This is a genomic window from Thermostichus sp. MS-CIW-34 (genome assembly GCF_054060435.1).
Window position 1 is genome coordinate 18,712 of record NZ_JBSSDE010000002.1, and the last position, 21,910, is coordinate 40,621.

A 21,910-nucleotide genomic window follows, 5' to 3' on the forward strand; every position below is an offset into this window, starting at 1 on the left:
AGTGGAGATGCTTCCCACCCCGCTGGCTTGCTTCTGCGCAGTGAGGCGAGTTCCTGGACTCATATAAAGTTATGTAAACTAGAGATGGGTTCTAGAGAGGTCTCGGAGGGGCAGTGAGGGAATTGGGCAGGGTTTTCATGGGATTGGTTGTGGGCCTGCTTGTGGGCTTTGGGATGGCTCAGCCTGCCTGGGCCCAGTGGGGGACTACCCCTCTCCCGCCAATAGGTTCTCCGGCACCGGAGTTCGCATTGCCAGATCAAGCCGGGCAAATACGGCGGCTGGCGGATTTTCGGGGGGAGTGGGTGGTGTTGTATTTTTACCCCCGCGACTTCACTTCCGGCTGTACGATTGAGGCCCGCCGCTTTCAGCAAGATTTGCCCAAGTTCCGGGCCATGGGGGCACAGGTTGTGGGCGTGAGCGCTGACTCGGTGGACTCTCACAGGCGCTTTTGCTCGGCAGAAGGGCTACAGTTTCCTTTGCTGTCGGATCCCGACGGCACGGTCAGTCGAGCTTACGGCTCCTGGATGGGCGATGTTGCCCTGCGCAATACGTTCTTGATCGACCCGGAGGGGATTTTGCGAGAAATCGACCCAATCGTGAACCCCAGCCGCCACAGTGCTGAGGTTCTGGCCCAGTTGCAACGGCTTGTCGGTAGCTAGCCCTCTAGCTTTCCGGGCCAAAAGTCTGCTCGAACTCGTAGAGCAACTCGTCGATCTCCTCCAGCGCTTGGTTGACATCCACGCGCAAGCTGCCCAAGTCTGGCTTTTCCAGCAGCTTGGCTACTGCTGGCCGGCGTTCGCGGATCAGCTTGATGCGCTCTTTCAAGGCGGCAATTTCGGCGGCGTCCATGACTTCAGAGACCCAATCCACTCCCTTAGCTTATCGTTTCCTCCCAGTCGCCGGGATCCCTTTCTGAACCACCGAGAGCCAATCATAATAGAGCTGCGCAACCTGGCACTCAACCCCGCTTCAGCTAGAAATTGCAGGAGCCCCGCACTGTACCCGTAGGTTCGGTGTCGGGAGGAATGCTATAATAATACTGCGGACACCAGAAACGGTTGTTTAGGGCACTGGTAACGGTCGATTGGGGGTGCAGTAAACCACCCCAGAGGCTCGTGGTTGGCTTGCTAACTGCAGGGCTACTAAAAGCCCGCTCCGTACCGCCTAGCGGTTGGTGTCGGGTAGTTTACAGGTGCTGACATGCTCCCCTACACCCAGATTGTCGCCCACCGTGGGGAGCACACCCACGCCGAGGAAAACACGTTGGCCGCTTTTGCTGCTGCTGTTGAAGTGGGGGCCGAGCAAATTGAGCTGGATGTGCGCTGTAGCCGAGATGGGATCCCACTGGTTGTTCACGATGCCGATTTGGATGGACAGCCTTTGGCCGCATTAACTTGGGCCGAGATTCGGGCCCGCAAACCCACGATTCCCACTCTTGAAGAGACCCTGTCACATATCAAGGGCAAGATCACCCTCGATATCGAACTCAAAGAAGCAGGCTATGAGGAACAAGTCCTTGCCCTCGTTAGCGATATTTTGACCCCCGAAGAATTTGTGATCACCTCTTTTTTGCCTCAGGTGGTGCAGCGGGTTAAAACGCTTTTGTCCCCGCAACCCAAGGTTGGCCTGTTGATCGAGGCAAAGGCTGAGGAGCAAGCCAAGGGATCTTTACTTACCCGTTGCCGGGAGTTGGGAGCGGATTTTCTGGCCCCCCACTACAGTTGGGTGAACTTGCAGTTCTTGGCTGAAGCTGAACAGGCCGGGATCCCTCTGTACGTTTGGACGGTGAACGATCCTGAAGTGATGAAGTTGTGCTTGCAGCCATTTGCCGGCTCAGTAGGACAAAATCCCGTTGTTCAAGGGTTGATTACCGACCGTCCCCAATTGGCTTTGCAAATTCGCGCCCACCGTTTGGCAGGAGTAGAGGGGGCAAAACCCTAGACCATGGGCACAAACTGCACCGGAAAAGCCCCTTTTTGAACCCATCCTTGGGCTGTTTTGCAGAGGATCAGCAAGGACTGGGATCCCTGGGCACCGGAGTCCGAAGGGCTTTCTCCCACCGGCACCACCAAGGTGCCCCCCACCGCCAGTTGATCCAGCAGCACCATGGGCACAGTTGGGGGCGCTGCCGTCACCACGATGGCATCGTAGGGAGCATGCTCTGGCCAACCTTGGTAGCCATCCCCCTGACGCACTTCCACGTTGCGATAGCCCAGGGCAGCGAGGGTTTGTTGAGCTTGAGCAGCCAATGGGGACAGACGCTCCAGGCTATACACTTGCCGGGCCAGCTCTGCCAAAACAGCCGCCTGATAGCCGGAGCCGGTGCCGATTTCCAACACCACCGATTCAGGCGTGAGGCGAGCAGCTTCTGTCATAAAAGCAACAATATAGGGCTGAGAAATGGTCTGGCCATAGCCGATGGGCAGAGGGCAATCCCTGTAGGCCCGATCCCGCAGATCAGAGGGGACAAAAAGGTGACGCGGCACTTTTCCCATGGCTTCCAGTACCCGTGGATCTCGGATCCCTCGTTTGATGAGCTGTTTCTTGACCATCTGCTCCCGTTGGGAAGCAAAAGGATCGGAAGCGTCTGGGGGCTGAGGTTCAACTTCTGGGATCCCAGCTGGAGAGCGAGAAGAATGTCTCCACCGGAAGGATGAGAATGGGTTGATCACCGATACACAACCTCCAGAAACGATGAGCTGCTCAGCTAGAAATCGCAGGAGCCCCGCACGGTACCCGTAGGGTCAGTGTCGGGAGGAATGCTATAATGGTACTGCGGACACCAGAAACAGCTGTTTAGGGCACTGGTAACGGTCGATTGGGGGTGCCGTAAACCACCCCAGAGGTCCGTGGTTAGTTTACTAACTGCAGGGCTACTAAAAGCCCGCTTCGTACCGCCTAGCGGTCGGTGTCGGGTAGTTTACATGAAGCTTACAGCCGGGATCCCCATGGGAGATATGGGATCCGGTTTGATCAAAATTGTAAAGTTTTGTGCGCAATCTGCCGGGGCGAGCAATCACCACCCTGGTTCTGCCAGCGCAAGATCAAGATTTTATAGTGTTGATCCCTACCTTTTCCCCGCAAGGGGAAGATGGTGAATGGGGTGACAGGCTGGGAACTGTCCTAGCGACACCTGGGGAGAGAGGCTGGGTTTAATAGACTGTAAACGTAATTTACGGTACAGATCTATGACAACTGCTGCCGCTTCTGCTACTCCCACTGCCCCTGAGACGACGCTGCTGAACGTTTGGCAAGTGCTGGCGGAAGAGTTTGCCGGTCAGGTTGCCCTACGGGATCCCCACGCGCAGCCAGTTTTCGAGATGTCTTATGGAGAGCTGTTTCGCCGCATTCAAACCCTGGCGGCTGGCCTGCAGGCTTTGGGCATTTGCCCGAGGGATCGGGTGGCCATTTTTGCCGATAACTCCCCCCGCTGGCTGATGGCCGATCTGGCCACGATGTTCACGGGAGCTGTGAATGTGCCCCGCAGCGCTGTGGCGGATCCCAGTGAGCTGGGCTACATCTTGCGCCACTCCGGTAGCACGGCCCTGATTGCTCAGGATCTGAAGACCCTGAGGCGGATCCGGCCGGATGTGCAGGAGCTGGGCCTGGAACGGCTGCTGTTGCTTTCCGATGAGCAGGAAGCAGGGGTGCTGAACTTTTCCCAATGGCTGCAAAAGGGTCGGGAACACACCTACCAACCCCCAAAGCTGGAGCGATCCCAACTGGCCACCATCATCTACACCTCCGGCACCTCCGGTCGGCCCAAGGGGGTGATGCTCAGCCACGGCAACCTGATGCACCAGGTGGAGAACTTGGGCGTGGTCGTACAGCCACAACCGGGGAATAAGGTGTTGACCATTCTGCCCACTTGGCACTCCTATGAGCGGGCTTGCGAGTATTTTCTCCTCAGCCGCGCCTGCATGTTGGTCTATACCAGCCCTCGCTTTATCAAACAAGATTTCCAACAGGAGCACCCCCATTTTTTGGTGGCAGTGCCCCGGATTTGGGAAACCGTTTATGAAGGGATCCAACGGCAATTCAAAGAGAAAAGCCCCCTGATGCAGCGGCTGATCCGCGCTCTGATGGCCGTGAGCGAGAGCCACGTGCTCTCTGGACGGATAGCTCGCAATCAGTCGATTTTGCATTACGGAGTCAGCCCCTGGGTGCGCCTGCAGGCTCGCCTGCAACATTGGCTGCTCTGGCCCCTGCACCGATTGGCCGATGTGCTGATCTACCGCAAGGTACGACGGGCGTTGGGCCCCAATTTTCAACATGCCATCAGCGGCGGTGGATCCCTGCCTGCCTACTTGGATCTGTTCTACGAGGTGGTGGGCATTTCCATCTTGAATGGCTACGGCCTCACCGAAACTTCGCCGGTGTTGTGCGCGCGGCGTCCAGACAACAATGTGCGCGGTACGGCTGGCCCCCCTCTGCCGGGGACGGAGTTTCGCATTGTGGATCCTGAAACTCGACAGCCGCTGCCGCCACAAGAAAAAGGGTTGATCCTGGCCCGTGGCCCGCAGGTGATGATGGGCTACTACAACAATCCAGAAGCCACCGCTAAAGTTCTCAGCTCTGATGGCTGGTTTGAAACCGGGGACCTAGGCTGGCTCACTCCCGACGGCCAACTGGTGATCACCGGCAGGGCCAAGGATGTCATTGTCTTGCGCAACGGCGAGAACATTGAGCCACAGCCACTGGAAGATGCCTGCCTGCAATCTCCCTACATCAGCCAGATTGTGATCGTCGGGCAAGACCAAAAAAAATTGGCTGCCCTCATCTACCCCAACCTCGACGCCCTCAAGGCCTGGGCTGCTGAGCAAGGGATCCCTACTGGCGAGACCGAGCTGCTCGTTCACCCGCAGGTGCGCCGCTTCATCTTGCAAGAAGTACGCCGCCGCATCCAAGAGCGCCCTGGCTATCGGCCCGACGAGCAAGTTGCTGACTTTCGCTTCTTGCCAGAGCCCCTGAGTGTGGAAAATGGCCTCATGACCCAGACGCTGAAAATTAAGCGCAACCCCGTGGCGGAGCGCTACGCTCACCTTATTGAGGAAATGTACCGATCTTTGAAGTAGGGCCAGCCTTCTAGGTTTGGGATCCCCGTTGTTGCTCCAAGTAGCGCCGGAATTGCTCCGGTGGAATGGCCCCTCGGCAGGCTCCACAGTAGTAGAGGGTGAGCACCGCCTTGTAGGCCCAATCGCTTGGCACCACATCCGGGAAAGGGCTGGGCAAAGTATCTGCTTGGTTGTTGGCGCAGGCTTGCAAAATTTGCTCTGTGGTTAGCTGTTCTGCCAGGTCTGGAGGGAGTTCCCGCAGGTTGGCTTGGGCCAGAGCGGCGGTGGGCAGGCTCAAACTGGAGAGGGCTGCGCCCACAAGAGCTGAGGTGAAGAGGTGTTGCACTTTCATAGCACTCCGTGCTGTGCAGAGCACAGACAACTCGAAGAGGGTTAACGAGGGATCGATTGAGAGGGAATCCGTCCGGGGAGTCCCTTCTTCAGGGTAGTACGGACGAAAGGAGCGTCTGGATCTGGATAGAACGCCTCAGCCGCTTTGTTCCCGGATTAAGATGCAGGAAACGGGGGCACCTCCAAAACCCCAAAACAAGCCAAAAGGCAAGATTGAGTCTGTACAGCAGGCTTTTGTGCTGAGAGCTAGAGGCCGATGAACGTATACAAAGGGCCAAGTTTTGACGGCGTGGATCCCCCGGATCCCAAGCTGATCGATGCCTGCGTGCATTGCGGGTTTTGCCTGACCACCTGCCCCAGCTACCGTGTAATCGGCAAAGAGACGGACTCGCCGCGGGGGCGGATCTATCAGATGGATGCCCTCAACCAGGGGCAGATCGCCCTTTCTGCGGCTACGGTTTCCCACTTCGACAGTTGTTTGGGCTGTTTGGCCTGTGTTACGGCCTGTCCATCGGGGGTGCAATATGACCGCTTAATTGCCGCCACCCGCCCGCAAATCGAACGCAACTACCCACGTAGCCTTTGGGATCGGCTTTACCGCCAGTTCATCTTCTCGGTGTTTCCTTACCCGGAGCGGCTGCAACCGCTGCTGTGGCCTCTCTGGCTGTACCAAAAAATGGGGATCGGCGCTTGGATCCGAAAGGGTCTGGAAAAGGTCTCCCCGCGTTTGGCGGCCATGGAATCCCTGATGCCCCCCCTGGAGGTGGAGCAACTGCTGCCCAAGCGTTACCCTGAGCGGATCCCGGCGGTGGGAGAACGCCGTTTTCGGGTGGGACTCATTTTGGGCTGCGTGCAGCGCCTGTTTGCCCCGCAGGTGAATGAGGCCAGCATTCGCGTCTTGACCCACAACGGCTGTGAGGTGGTGATCCCGCCTGTCCAGGGCTGTTGTGCGGCCTTGCCCCACCATCAAGGGCAACTGCAGCAGGCGGAAACCCTGGCCCGCCAGATGATCGATGCCTTTGCCGATTACGAGTTGGATGCCATTCTGATCAACGCTTCTGGCTGCGGGCATACCCTGAAGGAGTATGGCCACCTGTTGGCCAGGGATCCCGACTACAAAGAGAAGGCAGCCCGATTTGCCGCCCAGGTCAAGGACATTCAGGAGTTTCTCGCTCAGGTGGGGTTAACGGCTCCCCTACATCCGCTACAGCCGGAACCCCTGGTGCTGGTCTACCAGGATGCCTGTCACATGCTGCATGGGCAGCGGCTCAGCCAGGAACCTCGACACCTGTTGCGGCAAATCCCGGGGCTGGAGCTGCGGGATCCCGTCGATGCGGCCCTCTGCTGTGGTAGCTCCGGCGTCTACAACCTGTTGCAACCCCAGGTGGCGGATGAGCTGGGATCCCAGAAGGTAAAGAACTTGCTTAACACCGGTGCTCAGGGGATTGTCTCTGCCAATATCGGCTGCCGCCTACAAATCCAGAAACATCTGCGCCTACAGGGCAAAGCCGGGATCCCCATCTATCACCCGATGGAATTGTTGGATCGCTCCCTTACCGCTGCGCGACGCTTTCGCGAACAAGCTACAGGGGCTGCCTCTAGTCCCCGATCTGCTGAACAATTGGTTACTTTGCGGAACCGAAATAGCCATTAAACTAAGCATGTTGGCCGCAGCTATCTGAATGCTGCTTGGATTCCGCACCCGCTTAGAGCTGAATAACCGGCAGAAGACCCTAGCCGCTCAGCACGCTGGGGTAGCCCGTCACGCCTACAACTGGGGCCTGGCCATCTGTCGGCAAGCCCTGGAGAACCGGCAGAAACTCCCCACCGCCATTGACCTGCACAAGCGCCTGGTAGCCGAGGTTAAGAAGGAAAACCCCTGGTACTACCAGGTCTCCAAATGCGCTCCTCAGCAGGCATTACGCAACTTGGAGCAAGCCTTTAAGCGCTGGCGGGGTGGGTTGGGGAAGTTCCCCCGCTTCAAGCGTAAGGGAGTGCGAGACAGCTTTTACCTAGAAGGCAGCATCCGCATTTCTGGCGACCGCATCAAGGTGCCTATCTTCGGTTGGCTGCGCTGTGCAGAGTTGCTTCCGGCGACCACACCCAAGAACGTGGTCATTAGTCTTCGCGCTGGACATTGGCATATCTCCTTCAAATATGAAGCTCCAGCGCCTCAAGTGGAGAAGACCGGGGAAGTTGTGGGAGTGGACTTAGGGATCCATCACTTGGCCACCTGCTCCGACGGGGAAGTATTCGAGAATCCAAAGCCCTACCGTAAGGCGAGGAGGCGTCTGACCAAACTGCAACGGCGGCTGAGTCGCAAGCAGAAGGGATCCGCTAACCGTAAGAAGGCGGTGGTGCAGTTAGGCAGGGCCCACAAGCGGGTGGCAGACATTCGGCAAGACAATCTGCACAAGCTAACGACTTACCTGGCCAAGAAGTATCGGGTGGTGGTGATTGAGGGCTTGCAGGTGAAGAACCTGCTTAAGAACCGCAAGTTGGCAGGAGCGCTGTCAGACTGTGGGTTCTACGAGTTTCGGCGACAGCTAGAGTACAAGGCCCAACTCTACGGCTGTCAGGTGGTGGTGGCGGATAGGTTTTATCCGTCCAGCCAACTGTGTTCAGGGTGTGGCCACAAACAGAAGATGCCACTCAGCGAGCGGGTATTTCGCTGCCCGTGTTGTGGTCTGGAGCTAGACCGCGACTTGAATGCAGCCATCAACCTAGCCCAGTGGTATCTAACTACCTGCAGCTCGCGGGGAAGTAACGCCTGTGGAGATCCCTCTGGCGGGGCGGTGGAGGTGAACTCTGCCGCCAGTCATGGGTCGCTGAAGCAGGAAGAAAGCAGCGATGCTGGGCAAAGTTCTGTTTTGTTCAGCGTTGCATAAGTCTTTCGGAGCGGCTATTCCATCAACAGGCCCAAGTCCAGGTGAGGCTGCCACAGATCGGCCAGGCGCTCCAGCAATTGCTCCCGCTGCTGAGCATAGTGGCCCTCCAGCTCCGGCAAGGGATCCCAGCCTTTTTGTCGGCGCAGCCAGTTCAGCCATTGTCGCCGCCACAGGTGGTTGTCAAACAGGCCATGCAGATAGCTGCCCCAAATCCGACCCGTGGGATCCCGCCAGCCCAGGTTCTCCCGGTCGAACAGCGGCAGGCAGCCAGAGGGATCCGCCTGGGTGGATCCCTGATGAATTTCGTACCCCTGGATGGGGGCCAGGGCAGGCCATCGGCTTTGGGTCTGTACCTGCTGGGTGACCTTGGTGGGCTGTAAAACGGTGGTCAAAGGGAGAAAGCCCAACCCCGAGTAGGTGCCGGCGATCCCCTCCCAGCCTTCGGGATCGGCGATGGTTTCTCCCAACATTTGCAGTCCGCCGCAAATGCCGACGATATGGCCAGAGTATTGGCGCAGTTGCTCGGCCAAGCCGGTCTTTTGCAACGCGAACAGATCGTTGAGGGTGGTTTTGCTGCCGGGCAGGATGACCACATCCGGGGATCCCAAACTTTGGCCGGGGTGAACCCAGCGCAGATGGACGGTGGGCTCCGCCAACAAGGGGTCAAAATCCGAGAAATTGGCCACCTGGGGCAAACGCACCACAGCAATCTCCAGGCGCCCTTCCCTCAGGGCTTGGCCACCGGCTCGGTCGCGGCGATCTTCCCAAAGCAGGGGGTTGGCTGCAATTCCCATCGAATCCTCTTGGGGCAGAACCCAGTCCACCCAAGGCAAGACCCCGACAACTGGGATCCCGGTGTAGTTTTCCAGCCAATCCAGGCCGGGCTGCAACAGTTCCCGCGAGCCCCGAAACTTGTTGATGACAATGCCCCGGATCAGGGCCCGTTCTTCGGGTTCCAGCAGTTGGAGCGTGCCCACCACATGGGCCAGCGCCCCACCTCGGTCGATGTCTGCCACCAGCCAAGTGGGGGATCCCAAATGCAAGGCAACCCGCATATTTGCCAAGTCCCGATGTTTGAGGTTCACCTCTGCCGGACTGCCTGCCCCCTCGCAAAGGATCCAGTCGTACTGCTGTTGTAGGCGAGCAAGGGCTTCTTTAACCGCTTGCCAGGCCGGCGCAAACCAGCGCTCATAATACTCTCCGGCGCGGTAGGTGCCCACCGCCACTCCGTTCAAGACGATCTGGGAAGTCAGGTTGCCCTGGGGCTTCAGAAGGATTGGGTTCATCTCCACCGCAGGGGGGATCCCGGCAGCCCAAGCTTGCAGAGCCTGCGCGTAGGCGATCTCTTTGCCGTCTGGGGTGACATAGGCGTTGAGGGACATGTTCTGAGCTTTGAAAGGGGCAACCCTTTTTCCCGCTTTCTTGAGAATGCGACAAAGGGCTGTCACCAAAAGGGTTTTGCCCACATGGGAAGAAGTTCCCACCACCATCAAGGATCGACCTGAACAGCTCACCCCGGATCCCTCGCCCTTGGTTTCTGGTTGTTGCCATTCTCCCCGCGGCCAGTCCTGCCAAGCCAGGGCCTCCGTTGGCAAAAGCGACTCTGCAATCCCCTAGTTAACCGCCCTGCTGATGCCAAGAGCCGAAACCCCAGGTCTGCACGGGATCCCAGGGGCTTGCGCCTTTGTGCTCTCGGTTGGATTTTAAGCTGGGGCAGATGGATTCGAACCACCGAATGGCGGGACCAAAACCCGCTGCCTTACCGCTTGGCGATGCCCCAATTCACATTGCTTAACCAGCTTAATTAATCTAGCGATGCAGCTTCGGGTCTGTCAACAGTTGCAGTGAGCTCCTATGCGTGGGGAAGCTGAAGCTCTTCGCCAAGGCCAGGGCCGATGTCAAAGGGGTTCACAGGGAGAATGCGGGCCACCTCGAAGAAATAGGCGCGGATCTCTGGCCCGAAATAGATGACATCTCCGCTCCTCAGGTAGTGAGTAGCCACCCGCGTGCCGTTGACAAACACCCCATTGGTACTGGACTGGCCCTTGCGGTTGCCGTCGATCAGGCAATAGGTAAACCCTGTCCGGTTGGACTTGGTGGGCACCCGCACCAGGTAAGCGTGGTGACGCGAGACAAACCGATTGACGATCTGGATGGCGTTGGAGGGATCCCGTCCAACCGTGTAGATACTCTCCCGCAGGATGTAGCTGCAGGGCCGGACAGGATGGCAGATGGACAGGGTGAACTCCGGATGGGATACCGGCTGCTCAGGGACTCGATCGAACAAATCCGCCGGCAGATCAAAGCCCTGGCTGAGAAGAGGACTTTTCCCACCAACCGCCGTGGTGGAGGCAAAGAAATCGTCGTAGCTATGTGACAACGGCCTTCCCCCCTCAACGCTCAACGCCATTTACAGCAGCTTGGCTTTCCAAATTCAAAGTCTTATCTATAGTTCCCCAAAACCCTACTGCTTTCAAAGGAACTCTGGTCTTGGCGGGCTGCCGGAAAACCCACAAGCCCCAGTGTACTGTACTATACACCATAGGCAGCCTTGGAGATACCCCCTTTCCCCGGAAACTGGGCTTGGGCTCAGGTTGGGCCCATTTTGGTTTTCAGGAATCCCTTGGGAGCCTCAGCCTTCGCGGGCTATTCTGAGTAGCAGGTTTTTAACCTTGAGGTGAGGGTGTGACGGAGGCCCTGCTGCGTCGGTTGGATGTGGCCACAGAAGCTGCCCTGGAGGCAGGAGCTTTGCTGCGCAGTTATGTGGGGGGCACCCTTGCCATTGAGGAGAAACGTCCGGGCGACTTGGTGACGGCGGCGGATCGCGCTTCTGAGGATCTCATCTTGAAAATCTTGAGGCGGCACTTCCCCGAAGATGTCATCTTGACCGAGGAATCAGGCCAGCAGGGATCCCCGGAGGGTGCCTACGCTTGGATGATCGATCCCCTAGATGGCACCACCAACTTTGCCCACGGTTACCCTTTCGCTGCCGTCTCCATTGGTTTGCTGCAGGGGCGGGAGCCGGTTTTGGGGGTTGTTTGTGATGTTTTTCGCGGGGATCTGTTTCGCGCCGTCCAAGGGATGGGGGCCACCCGCAACCGTCAACCCATTCGAGTCTCCACAACGGCTGAATTGTCTCGGAGCCTGCTGGTTACCGGCTTTGCCTACGATCGTCGCGAAACCCCCGACAACAACTACGCCGAGTTTTGCCACTTTACCCATCTCACCCAAGGAGTGCGGCGGGGCGGATCTGCAGCTCTGGATTTGGCCTATGTGGCCACCGGCCAGTTGGATGGCTATTGGGAGCGGGGCCTCTCCCCTTGGGACATTGCCGCAGGGATCGTCCTGGTGCGGGAGGCAGGCGGCAAGGTGACCGCTTATGATGGCAGCCCGGTGGACGTTTACAGTGGCCGACTGTTGGCCAGCAATGGCTGGTTACACGCTGCTCTGCAAGAAGAATTGGCCCAAGTACAGCCTTTGCCGGTCTCCTTTCCCATGCGGCGGGATCCACGCCCAGCCTATCAGAACCGGGAAAGCTCCCCAGTTGAGTTGAATTGAAGACAGAAGTAGCTGACGAATAATCGAGGAATAATCAAGAAGATTCCAAGAACCCTATGTTGGGCAGGGTAGATAGGAGATGGGTTAGCGGACTCCCCGGAAAACAGCGACATTGCTACTGGGCGGCACAGTTCGGCCTGGCTCTCCTCTTGGGAGCGATGGCCCTTGGGGTTGCCACTGCTGGCCCCGGTTACCCTCAGCCGGCACAAGGGAAAGTCGCCTCCACCGAGCAGGCACAGCCCCTCGATTCCCGTTGGGCCGAGATCCAGGCCCGGGGGCGCATTCGAGTTGGCTTGGATCCCAGTTTGGGGCCGGCTTATCTCTACACCGACTTGGAGCGACAAACCTACGCCGGCTTCGAGTGGGATATCCTGGAGGCGTTGGCCCAAATCCTTCAGGTGCAGGTGGATCCCATCTACGTGGCCTGGAGCGAGCAGTTGGCGGCCTTGCAAGCGGATGAGGTGGACTTGATCTGGGGAGCGCGGGAAGCTTTGGGCTTGGATCCGGAGCAGTTTCTGGCCACCCGGCCCTACTATCTCAGCCCGCAGCGCTTGGTGGTACGGGATCCCTTCCCCACCTCTGGGCCAGAGGAACCGGCCATCGAGACACTGTCGCAATTATTTGGCCGCAAAGTGGGCATTGTAGTTAACAGTACGGGGGCAGCCCTACTGGAGGCGTATAACGAGAGGAGGGGCAACGCCATTCGTCTCTTTGCCACCAGCAACCCTGAGCGCTTGTTTGCTCAGCTACAAGCCGGCCAGTTGGATGCCGTGCTGGTTGATCAGCCTGTTGCCGCCCTAAACCTGCGCCAAGCCGGATCCCGGCTGCGCCTGGTGGGGCCGCCCTTGTTCCCCATGCCTCTGGTGGGAGTAGTATCCTCTCAGCATCCTTCCCTGAAGGAAGCTGTGGATGGGGCGATTTCCAGCCTGATCGAAAACGGAACCTTGCAGCAGATTTTAGAGAAGTGGCAACTATGGGATCCAACTCTAATGTCCCCCGCCTCAACCGAGGGCTAGCCCGCTACGAGACTGACCATTTCGCCATCTTAGGCGTGCCCCTTACCGCCGACTCCAAGGGGATCCGGCGCGGCTACCTGCAGGCGGCCAAGGCCCTCCACCCGGATCGGTTTGTGGGGGATCCCGAAGGTGCAGAGCGCGCCAACATCCTCTTTGCCAAGCTGGTCAACCCGGCCAACGAAGTGCTGACCAAAGAGCGGGAGCGAGGGGAATATGAAACGGTGCTCAAAATGCGGATCAAACGCCTTTTGGAGACGCCCCCCCCGGATCTTTGGCCCTCTGGGGAAGCCGTCAAGGGCTTGGCCGAGCACCCCCATTGGCAGGAAGAGTATGTCAGACGGGTGGAGAAGCTGGCCAAAGAACAATACAGCTCCATGGAAACCCTGCTCGAGAAAACCGAGGAATTGAGCGAGCTGAACCTGGCCTATTTGTTGCTCAAGGCCGGCTACCAGGGGAGCCTAGCCCCTGCCTCTAGAACCACTACCGCGACCGGGATCCCAACCCCTTCCCCCAGCCGTACCACTGTGGGTGGGATCCCAGCCTCCCCCGTCGTTGCTCCGCCCACCCGTCCCCCTGTTCAGCCTGTTCCCACCCCACCGCCTGCCCCCAAGTTCAGCCCTGGGGAAACCCGCTTTATCCAAGCCTTGGACATGATCGAGCGCAAGCAATACCGGGATGCGGTGCAATATCTGAACTTCGCCATCAGCGCTGAGCCCAACGTGGCCCGCTACTACCTGCACCGGGGCATTGCTCACCTGAAGCAGGGGAATGCTGGCATGGCCAAAGCAGACTTTATGCAAGCCAGTCGCCTAGAACCTGCCAACGCCGAGTTGATGGCCGAGGTGCGCCGCTGGCTGCAGCAGGTCACCACTCAACAGCCCATTCCCGTCCCCAAGGACTCCGTCCCGCCAACGCGAGTGGCCAGCCGTCAAACGTCACAGGCTCAGAAAGTGGTGCCGCCTCCCCGCAAAGAAGACAACGGCGGGTTCTTTAGCCGCCTCTTCGGCAGGAAAAAGTAGGCAGAGCCCCCCTTAACGCGCACCCCCTAGCACCAGCAGCGTCACCAGGGATCCCGTATTCCAGAGGCTGTGCAGCAGGATGGGAGCCAGCAGGTTGCGGCTGTGGCTGTACACCACCCCCAGCACCACCCCCAGCATGGTCAGAGGCAGCAGATCAGAGAGGTTGAGGTGGGCAAGGGCAAAGGTAAAGGCGCTGAGCACAATGGCGGCCCCCATAGGCAGGTGGCGGCTTAGGGTGGGCAGCCAAAAGCCCCGGAACAGCACCTCCTCAAAAACAGGGGCACAGACAGACACCACGGCCAAAAACACCAACCGCGCCCCCCAACCATGGCTATCCAGCAGCAGGGGCAAAATGGGATTCCCACCCCCCGCCTGCGGTAGCAGCAATTGCGAGAGTGCCGCTGCCAGCACCACCAAAGGCAAGGCCACCCAGTAGCCACACAAGCCCCACAGCAGCCAAGGACCCCACAACCGCACCTGCAGCACCCTCTGCCAGCCGGGGTAGGAGTGCAAGAGACGGTACAATAACCCTGCCCCCAGCAAAGCGCCGGAGTTGTAGGTGAGAAACAGGGCTACCGCCTGCTGCCAAGGGCTGAGCTGCCGTGCCCCCAGGCCGAGGATGATGATGTAAAGTCGAGGCACCAAAGCGTTGAGGGCGATAAACCCCAAAAACCAGCCGGTCAACACCGCTTGCGCCCCGATCCCCGGCCAAGGCACTTCCCAAGCAGGGCCCAGGAGCGGACGTTTGCGCCAAAGGCTCCAGCCCAGCCAGCCCAACAAGAGCATCAACCCCAGCAGTGCCCCCAGCACGGGGATCCCGCCCACCACCGCCAGTCGAAATAGAGCCGCCAAGGCCAATTTTTCCTGCTGTTGGTTGAGGGCATTTAGGCTATCGCTGCGCTGCTGCAGTCGGTAAAGCTGTTGCAGAGCCACCGCCTCAAACCAACCATCCAGATGATTGCGAATCTGCACCTCCGCCTCTGGCAAGATGCGCCGCGGTGTTCCCCACAGCCCTTGCAAAACCCGCGCTGCCCCCTTTTGGCTCGATTCCAGCTCCACGGGACGTTCCAGGTCGATGATCTGCTGCCATTGCTGCTGAGCGGCCTCCAGATCTTCTTGGTAGGCATAGAGCAAGCCCAGGCGCAGCCAAAGCGCATCCAGCTCCGTCTGCAAATCTTGCATGGAGGCCAAAAGGGCGGGATCCACCTCTGGAGATTGGGCCAGTTCTGGGCTGGCCGCCTCAGATTCGCCAGCAGGAGTTGACCGGGTCAGCCGTTTCAAACGTTTCAGGCGTTCGGTGTAGTTATCGGCGGTCTGCTGATAGCGATTTTGGGCCACCTTGAACACATCCTGACCCAAAAGTGCCCGTGCCAGATCCTGATAGCGGGGATCATCGAGGGTGCGGGAAGCTTGCAGGGCGAGATCGGTTTGCAACAAATCCAACTGCGTTTGGGGCGGCGGCTGAAACCAACTGCTGGAAAGAGAAAGCCCGACAATCACAATGGCCAATAGGCTCAGCAGGTTGAGGATCCCACGGCGAACAGAAAACCAAGCAGAGGAGGGGTCGGCAGAGGCCGTGGTTTCAGAGTGAGACATTGCGGCGACGGATCCAACTCAAGCGGGTTATATCCTATCTTCTGTATTGTCTTGGCGGAATGGAGTTGTTATTACTGCATTACGGATTTGTCCTGTTGTCACCGTCGCTCCAGCCAATAGCGATAGATGGGCAGGCCCAGTTGTAGGCAGTGCCACTCCCGCTCCGTGGGGATGCCGAGGGGATTGGAGTCCAAAGGCCCCTGGTGGGGATCCCAAAACTGCGGATGCTCTAAAAATCGAGCTGCCATTTCTTCGGCCACCTCTTGGATATCCGATTGCAGGAAGACGGGGCTGCCCGGTCGCAGCAGCAGAGCCAGATCTGCCACCAGTTGGGGCTGGACGATCCGCCGTTTGTGATGGCGCTTTTTGAACCAGGGATCCGGAAATAGGATGGTTACGCGGCTGAGATCCCCCGGCGCAAACAGATGCCGCAAAGAGACATTGATGTTGGCAAACAGAAAATGGACGTTATCCAGCCCCAGCTCGTCCCGCCAGGCATTGGCCCGTTCCACCAGCGCCTGCCGAATCTCTACCCCCAGGAAGTTCCAGTCGGGCTGCTCCTGAGCGAGGCGCAGCAGAAATCGTCCGCTCCCTGTGCCGATATCCAGATGAAAGGGCTGCCCCAGCCGTCGGTATACCCGCTCCCAGTGGGGTGGGGGGGTGGGCTGCTGATACTGCGCCTGCAGGGGATTGACGTGCTGCCGTACCCGGTGACCGAGGCCCCTCTGTAAGGGGATCCCGGCCCAAGGCGGAGAAGGGGGGCGCTTCTCCAGTTGGCCCTCAGGCGATTGCTGCCCCTGTTGCACCTCTGCTTCCATAGACCACCTCCTGCCGCCAGCTGCGGCCCTCGCCCACTGACCAAGGGATCCCCCAGCTTGGAGGGGAGCGACAAAAGTCCAGGAGATCTAGGCTACCACCGGATGCTGTCGATGACTTGCCGCAAGATCTGGGCCGAGCGGTGCAGCTGCTTGCGCTCGCTCTCGGTGAGGGACATGGCCAGCGTGCGTTCCACCCCCTGCCGCCCGACCACTCTGGGCAAGCTGAGACAGACCTCTGGCAGATCGTACTCCCCTTGGGTGAGGCTGCTCACGGTTAAAACGCGGTGTTGATCCCGCAGCAGGGCTTGGACAATTTGCGTCACCCCTAACCCGATGGCGTAGCTGGTGGCCCCTTTGCGACGGATGATCTCGTAGGCAGCGTTGCGCACCTGCTCGAAGATATCCCCCAAATAGGCGGGATCCCAGTCCGGTGAGAGTTCCCCAATCGGGGTGCCGGCGATGTTCACCTTGCTCCAAACGGCCACCTCGCTATCTCCATGTTCGCCGATGATGTAGGCGTGCAGGCTACGCGGATCCACCCCCAGGCGCTCCGCCAAAAGATAGCGAAAGCGGGCTGTGTCCAAAACCGTCCCCGACCCGATCACCTGCCCTGCCGGCAACCCCGACAACTTCAGGGAAACGTAAGTCATGATGTCAACGGGATTGCTCACCACCAAAAGGAGTGTGTCAGGGCAATGCGCCATCAAGGCCGGGATCAAGCCTTTGAAGATCTCGACGTTGCGCTGCACCAAATCCAAGCGGGTTTCTCCAGGGCGCTGCTTGGCCCCTGCCGTTAAAATCACTACATCTGACCCGGCGCAATCAGCCAGTTCCCCTGCCCGTATCCGCGTCGGCTCCACAAAGGGGATCCCGTGCACCAGATCCATCACTTCCCCTTCCAGCTTGTTGCGGTCGATGTCGTGAAGGACCAGCTCATCCAGAGTGTTCTGGATTACCATCGAGTAGGCACAGGCCATGCCTACCTGGCCGGCGCCGATGATGGATCCCTTCAAAAGGCGGCGAGAAGTCAGCCCCTCGACCTGCTGCTGGGAGCGCTGCTTGGGTTGGTGCTTAGAAACAGTCATGGCTGCAGCCGCTACTCTTCGTTCTCCAGCTTAAGCCTGCCTAGAGGAAGAAAAAAACAGGCTACCGCTCTCCAGAAGAACTGGAAAGGCGAGAAGAGGCAGGATCGGTTGCCGCAGCGGACTGGATCCATCTGAAACAATAAAAACAATAAATAGCCCTCTAACCTTCAACAGTCCTCAACCCGGCTGCTGGGTTAGCCGCTGCCAAAGCTGCGGAGGAATGCGCTCGTGAGGACACTTTAGGGACTGAATCTGAGCTAAATCTTCCGGCATGTAGTGCAAGGCTACCCGCGCTGCCGGATCCAAAAGGCTGCGCCGTCGTCGGTTACATTGCTCCGCTTCTCCCAGAAACACGTCCAGCCAGCCATCTCGCTCTTGGTAGCGAATCCTCAAAGCAGAGAGAGAAGGCAGAGCAGAGGAAACTTCTTTGCGGTAGAGCCGAAAGCCCTGCTCCAGACTCCAGCCCAACCACCACTGAGGCGCCAATTGCCCCAACTGCCTACACCACACCCCCGCCTGAACCTGTTGCCATGCCATGCTTGCCACTCCGCAGCTTGTTCTCCTGAGAAGACTTAACTGCAAATCTTTAGCAATTGCTACTTGGGTAAGCACTCTACCAGACTCCTCAAGCTTAATGCAAGTCTTTATCAAAGAGGATCCCTACTTTGCCGGCACGCTATTGAAAGCTAATCTCAATAGAGCTATGCTGTTACTCGGTTGAGTGGTGGAGTTGTATCCATCAGTCTTCCTCTCTTGCCTTGGATGCATCGGGGATCCCACGCCCGCGGAATTAGCCATCCTGGGTCTGGCAGGGATCCCTTTTCCAGGGCTAGCTGAGGTTCTTTCTAATGAGAGCAGTTCTAACTAATAGGGGCCTGGTTCCTTCCCAAGCGTGTCGATGTACGGGTAGAACAAGTTCGGGAGCCAGAAGCGGTTTAACCTTGAAAACGGCGACGCATAGCCCTTCACGTCGGCAGGACAGGCTTTTTAATAATTCTTTTAATTAACCTCAAGAGTTGCTTCAAAGAATATCCCCTCCGGAGCACCCAAAAGCCCGTGCCAGCCCGGGGATCTTTTGTATCGAGAGACACACAAACTCCCCCAACAATTCCATAGGATGACCGTAGAATGGCAGAGACAGCGTGAATTCATAGCTGTTTTTTTCGGCTTGCCCTCCCCGTTGCCCGAGCGTCTACTGGGTGTTCCTAGCCTATGGTTGAAAGGGGGACTGCTGGGCCAGACCAGGCTGGCAGCGTTTATGATGCGCTGACGCGGGCCGATCTGTGGAATCCCCAGGTCATGTACCGTGGGCGCCCGGTACAGGCTCGGGGACGGGCTGTGCTGCGCACCATGTTCGAGAGCGTCAGCGATGGGTTGTTTGTCCTTGAGTGTCTGCCCCCGGAGCCAGAAAGAGGCTCACCTCAACCGCGCTGTCGGTTTTTGGTGGGTAACCCGGCTTTTTGCAGGATGTTTTTTCTCTCCTCTCGACCTATCGAGGGAGAAGAGCTCCAGAGTTGTCTACCGCCTTCTCTGGCTGCGCAGATTCAACTGCACACCGAACACTGCCTCAGCCATGGCCGGCAAGTGAGCTTTGAGCTGAGCCTAACGGCCTCTGCCGCTCCCGACCCAGAGTCGACCCGTGTTCTAATCGTTACCCTTTCTCCAGTAGTTGAGGAGAACAAGCCAATCAGCCGAATTGTCGGCTCCTGTCAGGACATCACAGCACGCAAGCAAGTGGAGTGGCAGCTACAGCGCAGCCAAAAGCAACTGTTGGAGCACAACCGGGCTCTGATGGAGCTCACCCGGCACAAAGCCCTCAGCCAAGGAGACTTACAAGCTGCTCTGCAACAGATTTGTACTACAGCCGCCCATACCCTGGGGGTGGCACGGGTGGGGGTCTGGCTCTACACGTCGGAGCGCTCCAGCATTCGCTGCATCAATCAATTCGAGATCACCCCAGACAACCCCGAGGGATCCCATACTCAAGGGGCGGAGATCTGGGCCAAAGACTATCCCCGTTATTTTCAAGCCCTGGAGCAAGAGCGCACCATTGCTGCCGACCAAGTGGTGGCGGATCCCCGCACCGCCGAGTTCGGCAATTCCTACCTGACAGCAATGGGAGTGGTCTCGATGCTGGATGCCCCCATTCGACTGGAAGGACGGATGGTGGGAGTTCTCTGCCACGAGCACATTGGCTCCCCTCGCCACTGGACCTTAGAAGAGCAAAACTTCGCCGGATCCCTGGCGGATTTGGTGTCTCTGGCCCTCGAGATCTCGGAGCGCCGGCAAGTGGAAGAGGAGCTGCGCCAGGCTGAGGAGCGCTATCGCAATTTTTTCGAGAATGCGGTAGAGGGCATTTTTTTCACCGATGCGGCAGGTCGGTATCTCTCCGCCAACCCGATGCTGGCCCAGATCTGCGGCTACAGCTCCCCCGAAGAATTGATGCGCGAAGCGAAAGAGGCGGGCAAGCGGCAGCTCTATGTGGATCCCAGCCAGTGGGAGGAATTTGTGCGGCTATTGCAGGAGCAGGGATCCGTACGCGGCTTTGAGTACCGGCTGCGGCGGCGGGATGGCTCGATCATCTGGGTCCGAGAAAAGGCCCGTTTGGTTAAAGATAAAGCCGGAAACATCCTCGGCTATGAAGGCATCTGCGAAGACATCACCGCCCAAAAGCAGAGCTTAGCCTACATGGAGTTTCGCGCTCATCATGATGCCCTGACAGGTTTGGTGAACCGCGAATCCTTTCGGGAGCGGCTGCAGCAGGCCCTGCAGCAATACTACAGTGAATCTCTGGCCCTCTTCTTTGTGGATTTGGATCACTTCAAAGACATCAACGATACCTTCGGCCACGGTGTCGGCGATGCCCTGTTGCAGGGGGTAGCTGAACGGTTAACCAAGTGCGTTCGCCCTGGAGATATCGTCGCCCGCTGGGGAGGGGATGAGTTTACCCTGCTGCTGCCCCGAATTGGCAGCCCCACAGTGGCAGCGCGTCTGGCTCAGCGGATTGTCGATGCCTTTCAAACTCCCTTCTCCTGCGAGGGCCATTCCCTTTCCGTGACCTGCAGCATTGGCGTCGCCCTCTACCCCCAAGACGGCGTAGAAGTGTCCACCCTTTTGCACCATGCCGACTTGGCCCTCTACCAGGTCAAGGAAAATGGCCGCAGCGGCTTTCGACTCTATCGGCCAGTTTCAGGGATCCCGGCAGCAGTCCGCAACACTATCCTGTAAGCTGGTTGGGTCAGCTAGAAATCGCAGGAGCCCCGCACTGTACCCGTAGGGTCAGTGTCGGGAGGAATGCGGAAGTTATGATAGAACCATGACCCAAGTCCTGACCGTATCCTGCAAGCTCAAGGCGTCCCAGTCGCAAGCCGCCAAATTGGACGCGACTTTGGAGGCTTTTGGCCAAGCCTTGAATTGGGTCAACCAGAACACGCCGGAGAAGATCGTCAACGCGGTCAAGCTGCAATCCCTTTGCTACTACGAGATTCGAGCCCGGTTTGGCTTGTCCAGTAACTTGGCTCAGCAGGTCTGCAGGCGGCTGGCCGGCGCCCGTAAAGTTGCCCAACAGAAAAACCGCCCCGTCAAAGCGTTCAAGGGTGGCTTCGCTACCTACGACGCTCGTATCTTTTCGTTCCGCGAGAAAGACTGGACGGTGTCGCTGACCACGGTGGAGGGTCGGGAGCGCTTTGAGCTGGCGATTGGCCGCTACCAGAGAGAACGGCTGGCGGGCTCCAATCCCAAATCTGCCACTCTGGTCAAGCGTAAAGACGGCTCCTACTCTATTCAAATCTGTGTGGAAACGGAGCCATCCCCACCGCAACGCACGGGTAGAGTGCTGGGGGTGGACTTGGGAAGGACAGATATTGCCCATACGTCAGAGGGTGATAACTGGAATGGACAGCAGTTGAACCGAGTCCGAGACCACTACTCTCGATTGAGGGCGGCACTCCAACGCAAAGCCAGTAAGGGCACACGCAGTTCGCGGCGCAGATGCCGTCAACTGCTGCAACGGCTGTCTGGCAAGGAGAGGCGCTTTCAGGCGTGGGTCAATCATCGCATCTCCAAAGCTATTGTCTCTAGGGCAAAGACCACAAACAGCGCTATTGCCCTGGAAGACCTGACAGGGATCCGGAAAAGAGTCAATCAACAGCCGCGCAGCAAAGCCGAGCGGCGCAGGGCCAACAGTTGGGCGTTCTACCAACTACGTCAATTTCTGGAATACAAGGCGAGGGCTGCAGGGGTTTCTCTGGTTCTTGTGCCGCCTGCTTACACGTCGCAGACCTGTCACCGGTGCTTACACATCCACCCTGAGCAGGGCAAGTCCTACCGCAGTGGCAAGTCGTTCAAGTGTGGGCACTGTGGATGGGAAGGAGATGCGGATTTGAATGGTGCGAATGTGATTGCGCTTTTGGGGGCTGCTGTAAACCAGCCTAGAGGTTCGTGGTTGGCTTGCCAACTGCAGGGCTACCGAAAGCCCGCCCTGTACTGCGAAGCAGTCAGGGTCGGGTAGTTTACAGGCCCTTCT

19 protein-coding genes and 1 tRNA gene are annotated in these 21,910 nt (G+C 58.4%); 10 read left to right on the top strand and 10 right to left on the bottom strand.

What is annotated here, in order from left to right:
* Positions 1–137: 137 nt before the first annotated feature.
* Entirely contained in the window at positions 138–659 is a 522-nt protein-coding gene (locus ACVWYY_RS01005) for a peroxiredoxin (protein WP_414344495.1), read from the top strand.
* A 4-nt stretch (positions 660–663) separates the two neighbouring features.
* On the opposite strand, the gene ACVWYY_RS01010 is transcribed toward ACVWYY_RS01005, so the two are convergent.
* Positions 664–849 (bottom strand): hypothetical protein, encoded by a 186-nt coding sequence (locus ACVWYY_RS01010; protein ID WP_414344512.1) that lies wholly within the window; start codon positions 847–849, stop codon positions 664–666.
* A gap of 351 nt (positions 850–1,200) precedes the next feature.
* Between ACVWYY_RS01010 and ACVWYY_RS01015 the strand changes: the two genes are divergently transcribed.
* Entirely contained in the window at positions 1,201–1,941 is a 741-nt protein-coding gene (locus ACVWYY_RS01015; protein WP_457403334.1) for a glycerophosphodiester phosphodiesterase, read from the top strand.
* On the opposite strand, the gene ACVWYY_RS01020 is transcribed toward ACVWYY_RS01015, so the two are convergent.
* Positions 1,938–2,672, bottom strand: a complete 735-nt coding sequence (locus ACVWYY_RS01020) for a protein-L-isoaspartate(D-aspartate) O-methyltransferase (RefSeq protein ID WP_457403335.1) — start codon at positions 2,670–2,672, stop codon at positions 1,938–1,940. The two genes, ACVWYY_RS01015 and ACVWYY_RS01020, sit on opposite strands and share 4 nt — an antisense overlap.
* 516 nt (positions 2,673–3,188) lie before the next feature.
* Between ACVWYY_RS01020 and ACVWYY_RS01025 the strand changes: the two genes are divergently transcribed.
* Complete coding sequence (locus tag ACVWYY_RS01025; protein ID WP_457403336.1) at positions 3,189–5,075, top strand: AMP-dependent synthetase/ligase; 1,887 nt, start codon at positions 3,189–3,191, stop codon at positions 5,073–5,075.
* 10 nt (positions 5,076–5,085) lie between these two features.
* Here the strand turns inward: ACVWYY_RS01025 and ACVWYY_RS01030 are convergent, their stop codons facing one another.
* On the bottom strand, positions 5,086–5,406 hold the full coding sequence (locus tag ACVWYY_RS01030) for a hypothetical protein (RefSeq protein WP_457403337.1): 321 nt from the start codon (positions 5,404–5,406) through the stop codon (positions 5,086–5,088).
* Between the two features lie 255 nt (positions 5,407–5,661).
* On the opposite strand from ACVWYY_RS01030, the gene ACVWYY_RS01035 reads away from it, so the two are divergent.
* Entirely contained in the window at positions 5,662–7,059 is a 1,398-nt protein-coding gene (locus ACVWYY_RS01035) for a (Fe-S)-binding protein (RefSeq protein ID WP_457403339.1), read from the top strand.
* A gap of 28 nt (positions 7,060–7,087) precedes the next feature.
* Positions 7,088–8,293 carry an RNA-guided endonuclease InsQ/TnpB family protein gene (locus tag ACVWYY_RS01040; protein WP_457439296.1) on the top strand — a complete coding sequence of 402 codons (1,206 nt, stop codon included), beginning with the start codon at positions 7,088–7,090 and terminating at the stop codon, positions 8,291–8,293.
* Positions 8,294–8,307: 14 nt separating this feature from the next.
* On the opposite strand, the gene ACVWYY_RS01045 is transcribed toward ACVWYY_RS01040, so the two are convergent.
* The 3 genes from ACVWYY_RS01045 to ACVWYY_RS01055 all read right to left on the bottom strand — a co-directional run bounded on the left by ACVWYY_RS01045 (position 8,308) and on the right by ACVWYY_RS01055 (position 10,703).
* Positions 8,308–9,807, bottom strand: coding sequence for a cobyric acid synthase (locus ACVWYY_RS01045; protein WP_457439376.1), 1,500 nt, complete (start codon positions 9,805–9,807; stop codon positions 8,308–8,310).
* 194 nt (positions 9,808–10,001) lie between these two features.
* A tRNA-Gln gene (locus tag ACVWYY_RS01050) sits at positions 10,002–10,073 on the bottom strand.
* A 72-nt stretch (positions 10,074–10,145) separates the two neighbouring features.
* Positions 10,146–10,703, bottom strand: a complete 558-nt coding sequence (locus ACVWYY_RS01055; RefSeq protein ID WP_457439298.1) for an FHA domain-containing protein — start codon at positions 10,701–10,703, stop codon at positions 10,146–10,148.
* A 275-nt stretch (positions 10,704–10,978) separates the two neighbouring features.
* Between ACVWYY_RS01055 and ACVWYY_RS01060 the strand changes: the two genes are divergently transcribed.
* The 3 genes from ACVWYY_RS01060 (at position 10,979) to ACVWYY_RS01070 (ending at position 13,886) form a co-directional block, all read left to right on the top strand.
* A complete protein-coding gene (locus ACVWYY_RS01060; RefSeq protein ID WP_414384140.1) occupies positions 10,979–11,851 on the top strand; it encodes an inositol monophosphatase family protein in 873 nt (290 codons plus the stop codon).
* 158 nt (positions 11,852–12,009) lie between these two features.
* Positions 12,010–12,867 (top strand): ABC transporter substrate-binding protein, encoded by an 858-nt coding sequence (locus ACVWYY_RS01065; RefSeq protein ID WP_457439300.1) that lies wholly within the window; start codon positions 12,010–12,012, stop codon positions 12,865–12,867.
* Positions 12,825–13,886, top strand: a complete 1,062-nt coding sequence (locus tag ACVWYY_RS01070) for a J domain-containing protein (RefSeq protein WP_457439302.1) — start codon at positions 12,825–12,827, stop codon at positions 13,884–13,886. The genes ACVWYY_RS01065 and ACVWYY_RS01070 overlap by 43 nt, the downstream gene beginning before the upstream one ends.
* A 12-nt stretch (positions 13,887–13,898) precedes the next feature.
* Here ACVWYY_RS01070 and ACVWYY_RS01075 read toward each other — a convergent pair whose 3' ends face one another.
* From ACVWYY_RS01075 to ACVWYY_RS01090, 4 genes are all read right to left on the bottom strand, one after another.
* A complete protein-coding gene (locus ACVWYY_RS01075; protein WP_457439304.1) occupies positions 13,899–15,482 on the bottom strand; it encodes a CPBP family intramembrane glutamic endopeptidase in 1,584 nt (527 codons plus the stop codon).
* 98 nt (positions 15,483–15,580) lie between these two features.
* Entirely contained in the window at positions 15,581–16,300 is a 720-nt protein-coding gene (trmB, locus tag ACVWYY_RS01080) for a tRNA (guanosine(46)-N7)-methyltransferase TrmB (protein ID WP_414343030.1), read from the bottom strand.
* 92 nt (positions 16,301–16,392) lie between these two features.
* The gene (locus tag ACVWYY_RS01085; RefSeq protein ID WP_011433746.1) at positions 16,393–17,313 is read right to left on the bottom strand and encodes an L-lactate dehydrogenase; all 921 of its coding nucleotides are present in this window, start codon (positions 17,311–17,313) and stop codon (positions 16,393–16,395) included.
* 249 nt (positions 17,314–17,562) lie between these two features.
* Entirely contained in the window at positions 17,563–17,922 is a 360-nt protein-coding gene (locus ACVWYY_RS01090; protein WP_011433745.1) for a hypothetical protein, read from the bottom strand.
* A gap of 675 nt (positions 17,923–18,597) precedes the next feature.
* Between ACVWYY_RS01090 and ACVWYY_RS01095 the strand changes: the two genes are divergently transcribed.
* Positions 18,598–20,613 (top strand): diguanylate cyclase domain-containing protein, encoded by a 2,016-nt coding sequence (locus tag ACVWYY_RS01095; protein WP_457403346.1) that lies wholly within the window; start codon positions 18,598–18,600, stop codon positions 20,611–20,613.
* Between the two features lie 88 nt (positions 20,614–20,701).
* Positions 20,702–21,895, top strand: coding sequence for an RNA-guided endonuclease InsQ/TnpB family protein (locus ACVWYY_RS01100; RefSeq protein WP_457439306.1), 1,194 nt, complete (start codon positions 20,702–20,704; stop codon positions 21,893–21,895).
* The last annotated feature ends 15 nt before the right edge of the window (positions 21,896–21,910 follow it).

Bases quoted from the DNA above. Each gene is read 5' to 3' on its own strand.
- ACVWYY_RS01005 (WP_414344495.1), top strand. From the start codon at position 138: ATGGGATTGGTTGTGGGCCTGCTTGTGGGCTTTGGGATGGCTCAGCCT.
- ACVWYY_RS01010 (WP_414344512.1), bottom strand. From the start codon at position 849: ATGGACGCCGCCGAAATTGCCGCCTTGAAAGAGCGCATCAAGCTGATC.
- ACVWYY_RS01015 (WP_457403334.1), top strand. From the start codon at position 1,201: ATGCTCCCCTACACCCAGATTGTCGCCCACCGTGGGGAGCACACCCAC.
- ACVWYY_RS01025 (WP_457403336.1), top strand. From the start codon at position 3,189: ATGACAACTGCTGCCGCTTCTGCTACTCCCACTGCCCCTGAGACGACG.
- ACVWYY_RS01030 (WP_457403337.1), bottom strand. From the start codon at position 5,406: ATGAAAGTGCAACACCTCTTCACCTCAGCTCTTGTGGGCGCAGCCCTC.
- ACVWYY_RS01035 (WP_457403339.1), top strand. From the start codon at position 5,662: ATGAACGTATACAAAGGGCCAAGTTTTGACGGCGTGGATCCCCCGGAT.
- ACVWYY_RS01040 (WP_457439296.1), top strand. From the start codon at position 7,088: ATGCTGCTTGGATTCCGCACCCGCTTAGAGCTGAATAACCGGCAGAAG.
- ACVWYY_RS01055 (WP_457439298.1), bottom strand. From the start codon at position 10,703: ATGGCGTTGAGCGTTGAGGGGGGAAGGCCGTTGTCACATAGCTACGAC.
- ACVWYY_RS01065 (WP_457439300.1), top strand. From the start codon at position 12,010: ATGGCCCTTGGGGTTGCCACTGCTGGCCCCGGTTACCCTCAGCCGGCA.
- ACVWYY_RS01070 (WP_457439302.1), top strand. From the start codon at position 12,825: ATGGGATCCAACTCTAATGTCCCCCGCCTCAACCGAGGGCTAGCCCGC.
- ACVWYY_RS01075 (WP_457439304.1), bottom strand. From the start codon at position 15,482: ATGTCTCACTCTGAAACCACGGCCTCTGCCGACCCCTCCTCTGCTTGG.
- trmB (WP_414343030.1), bottom strand. From the start codon at position 16,300: ATGGAAGCAGAGGTGCAACAGGGGCAGCAATCGCCTGAGGGCCAACTG.
- ACVWYY_RS01090 (WP_011433745.1), bottom strand. From the start codon at position 17,922: ATGGCATGGCAACAGGTTCAGGCGGGGGTGTGGTGTAGGCAGTTGGGG.
- ACVWYY_RS01095 (WP_457403346.1), top strand. From the start codon at position 18,598: ATGGTTGAAAGGGGGACTGCTGGGCCAGACCAGGCTGGCAGCGTTTAT.
- ACVWYY_RS01100 (WP_457439306.1), top strand. From the start codon at position 20,702: ATGACCCAAGTCCTGACCGTATCCTGCAAGCTCAAGGCGTCCCAGTCG.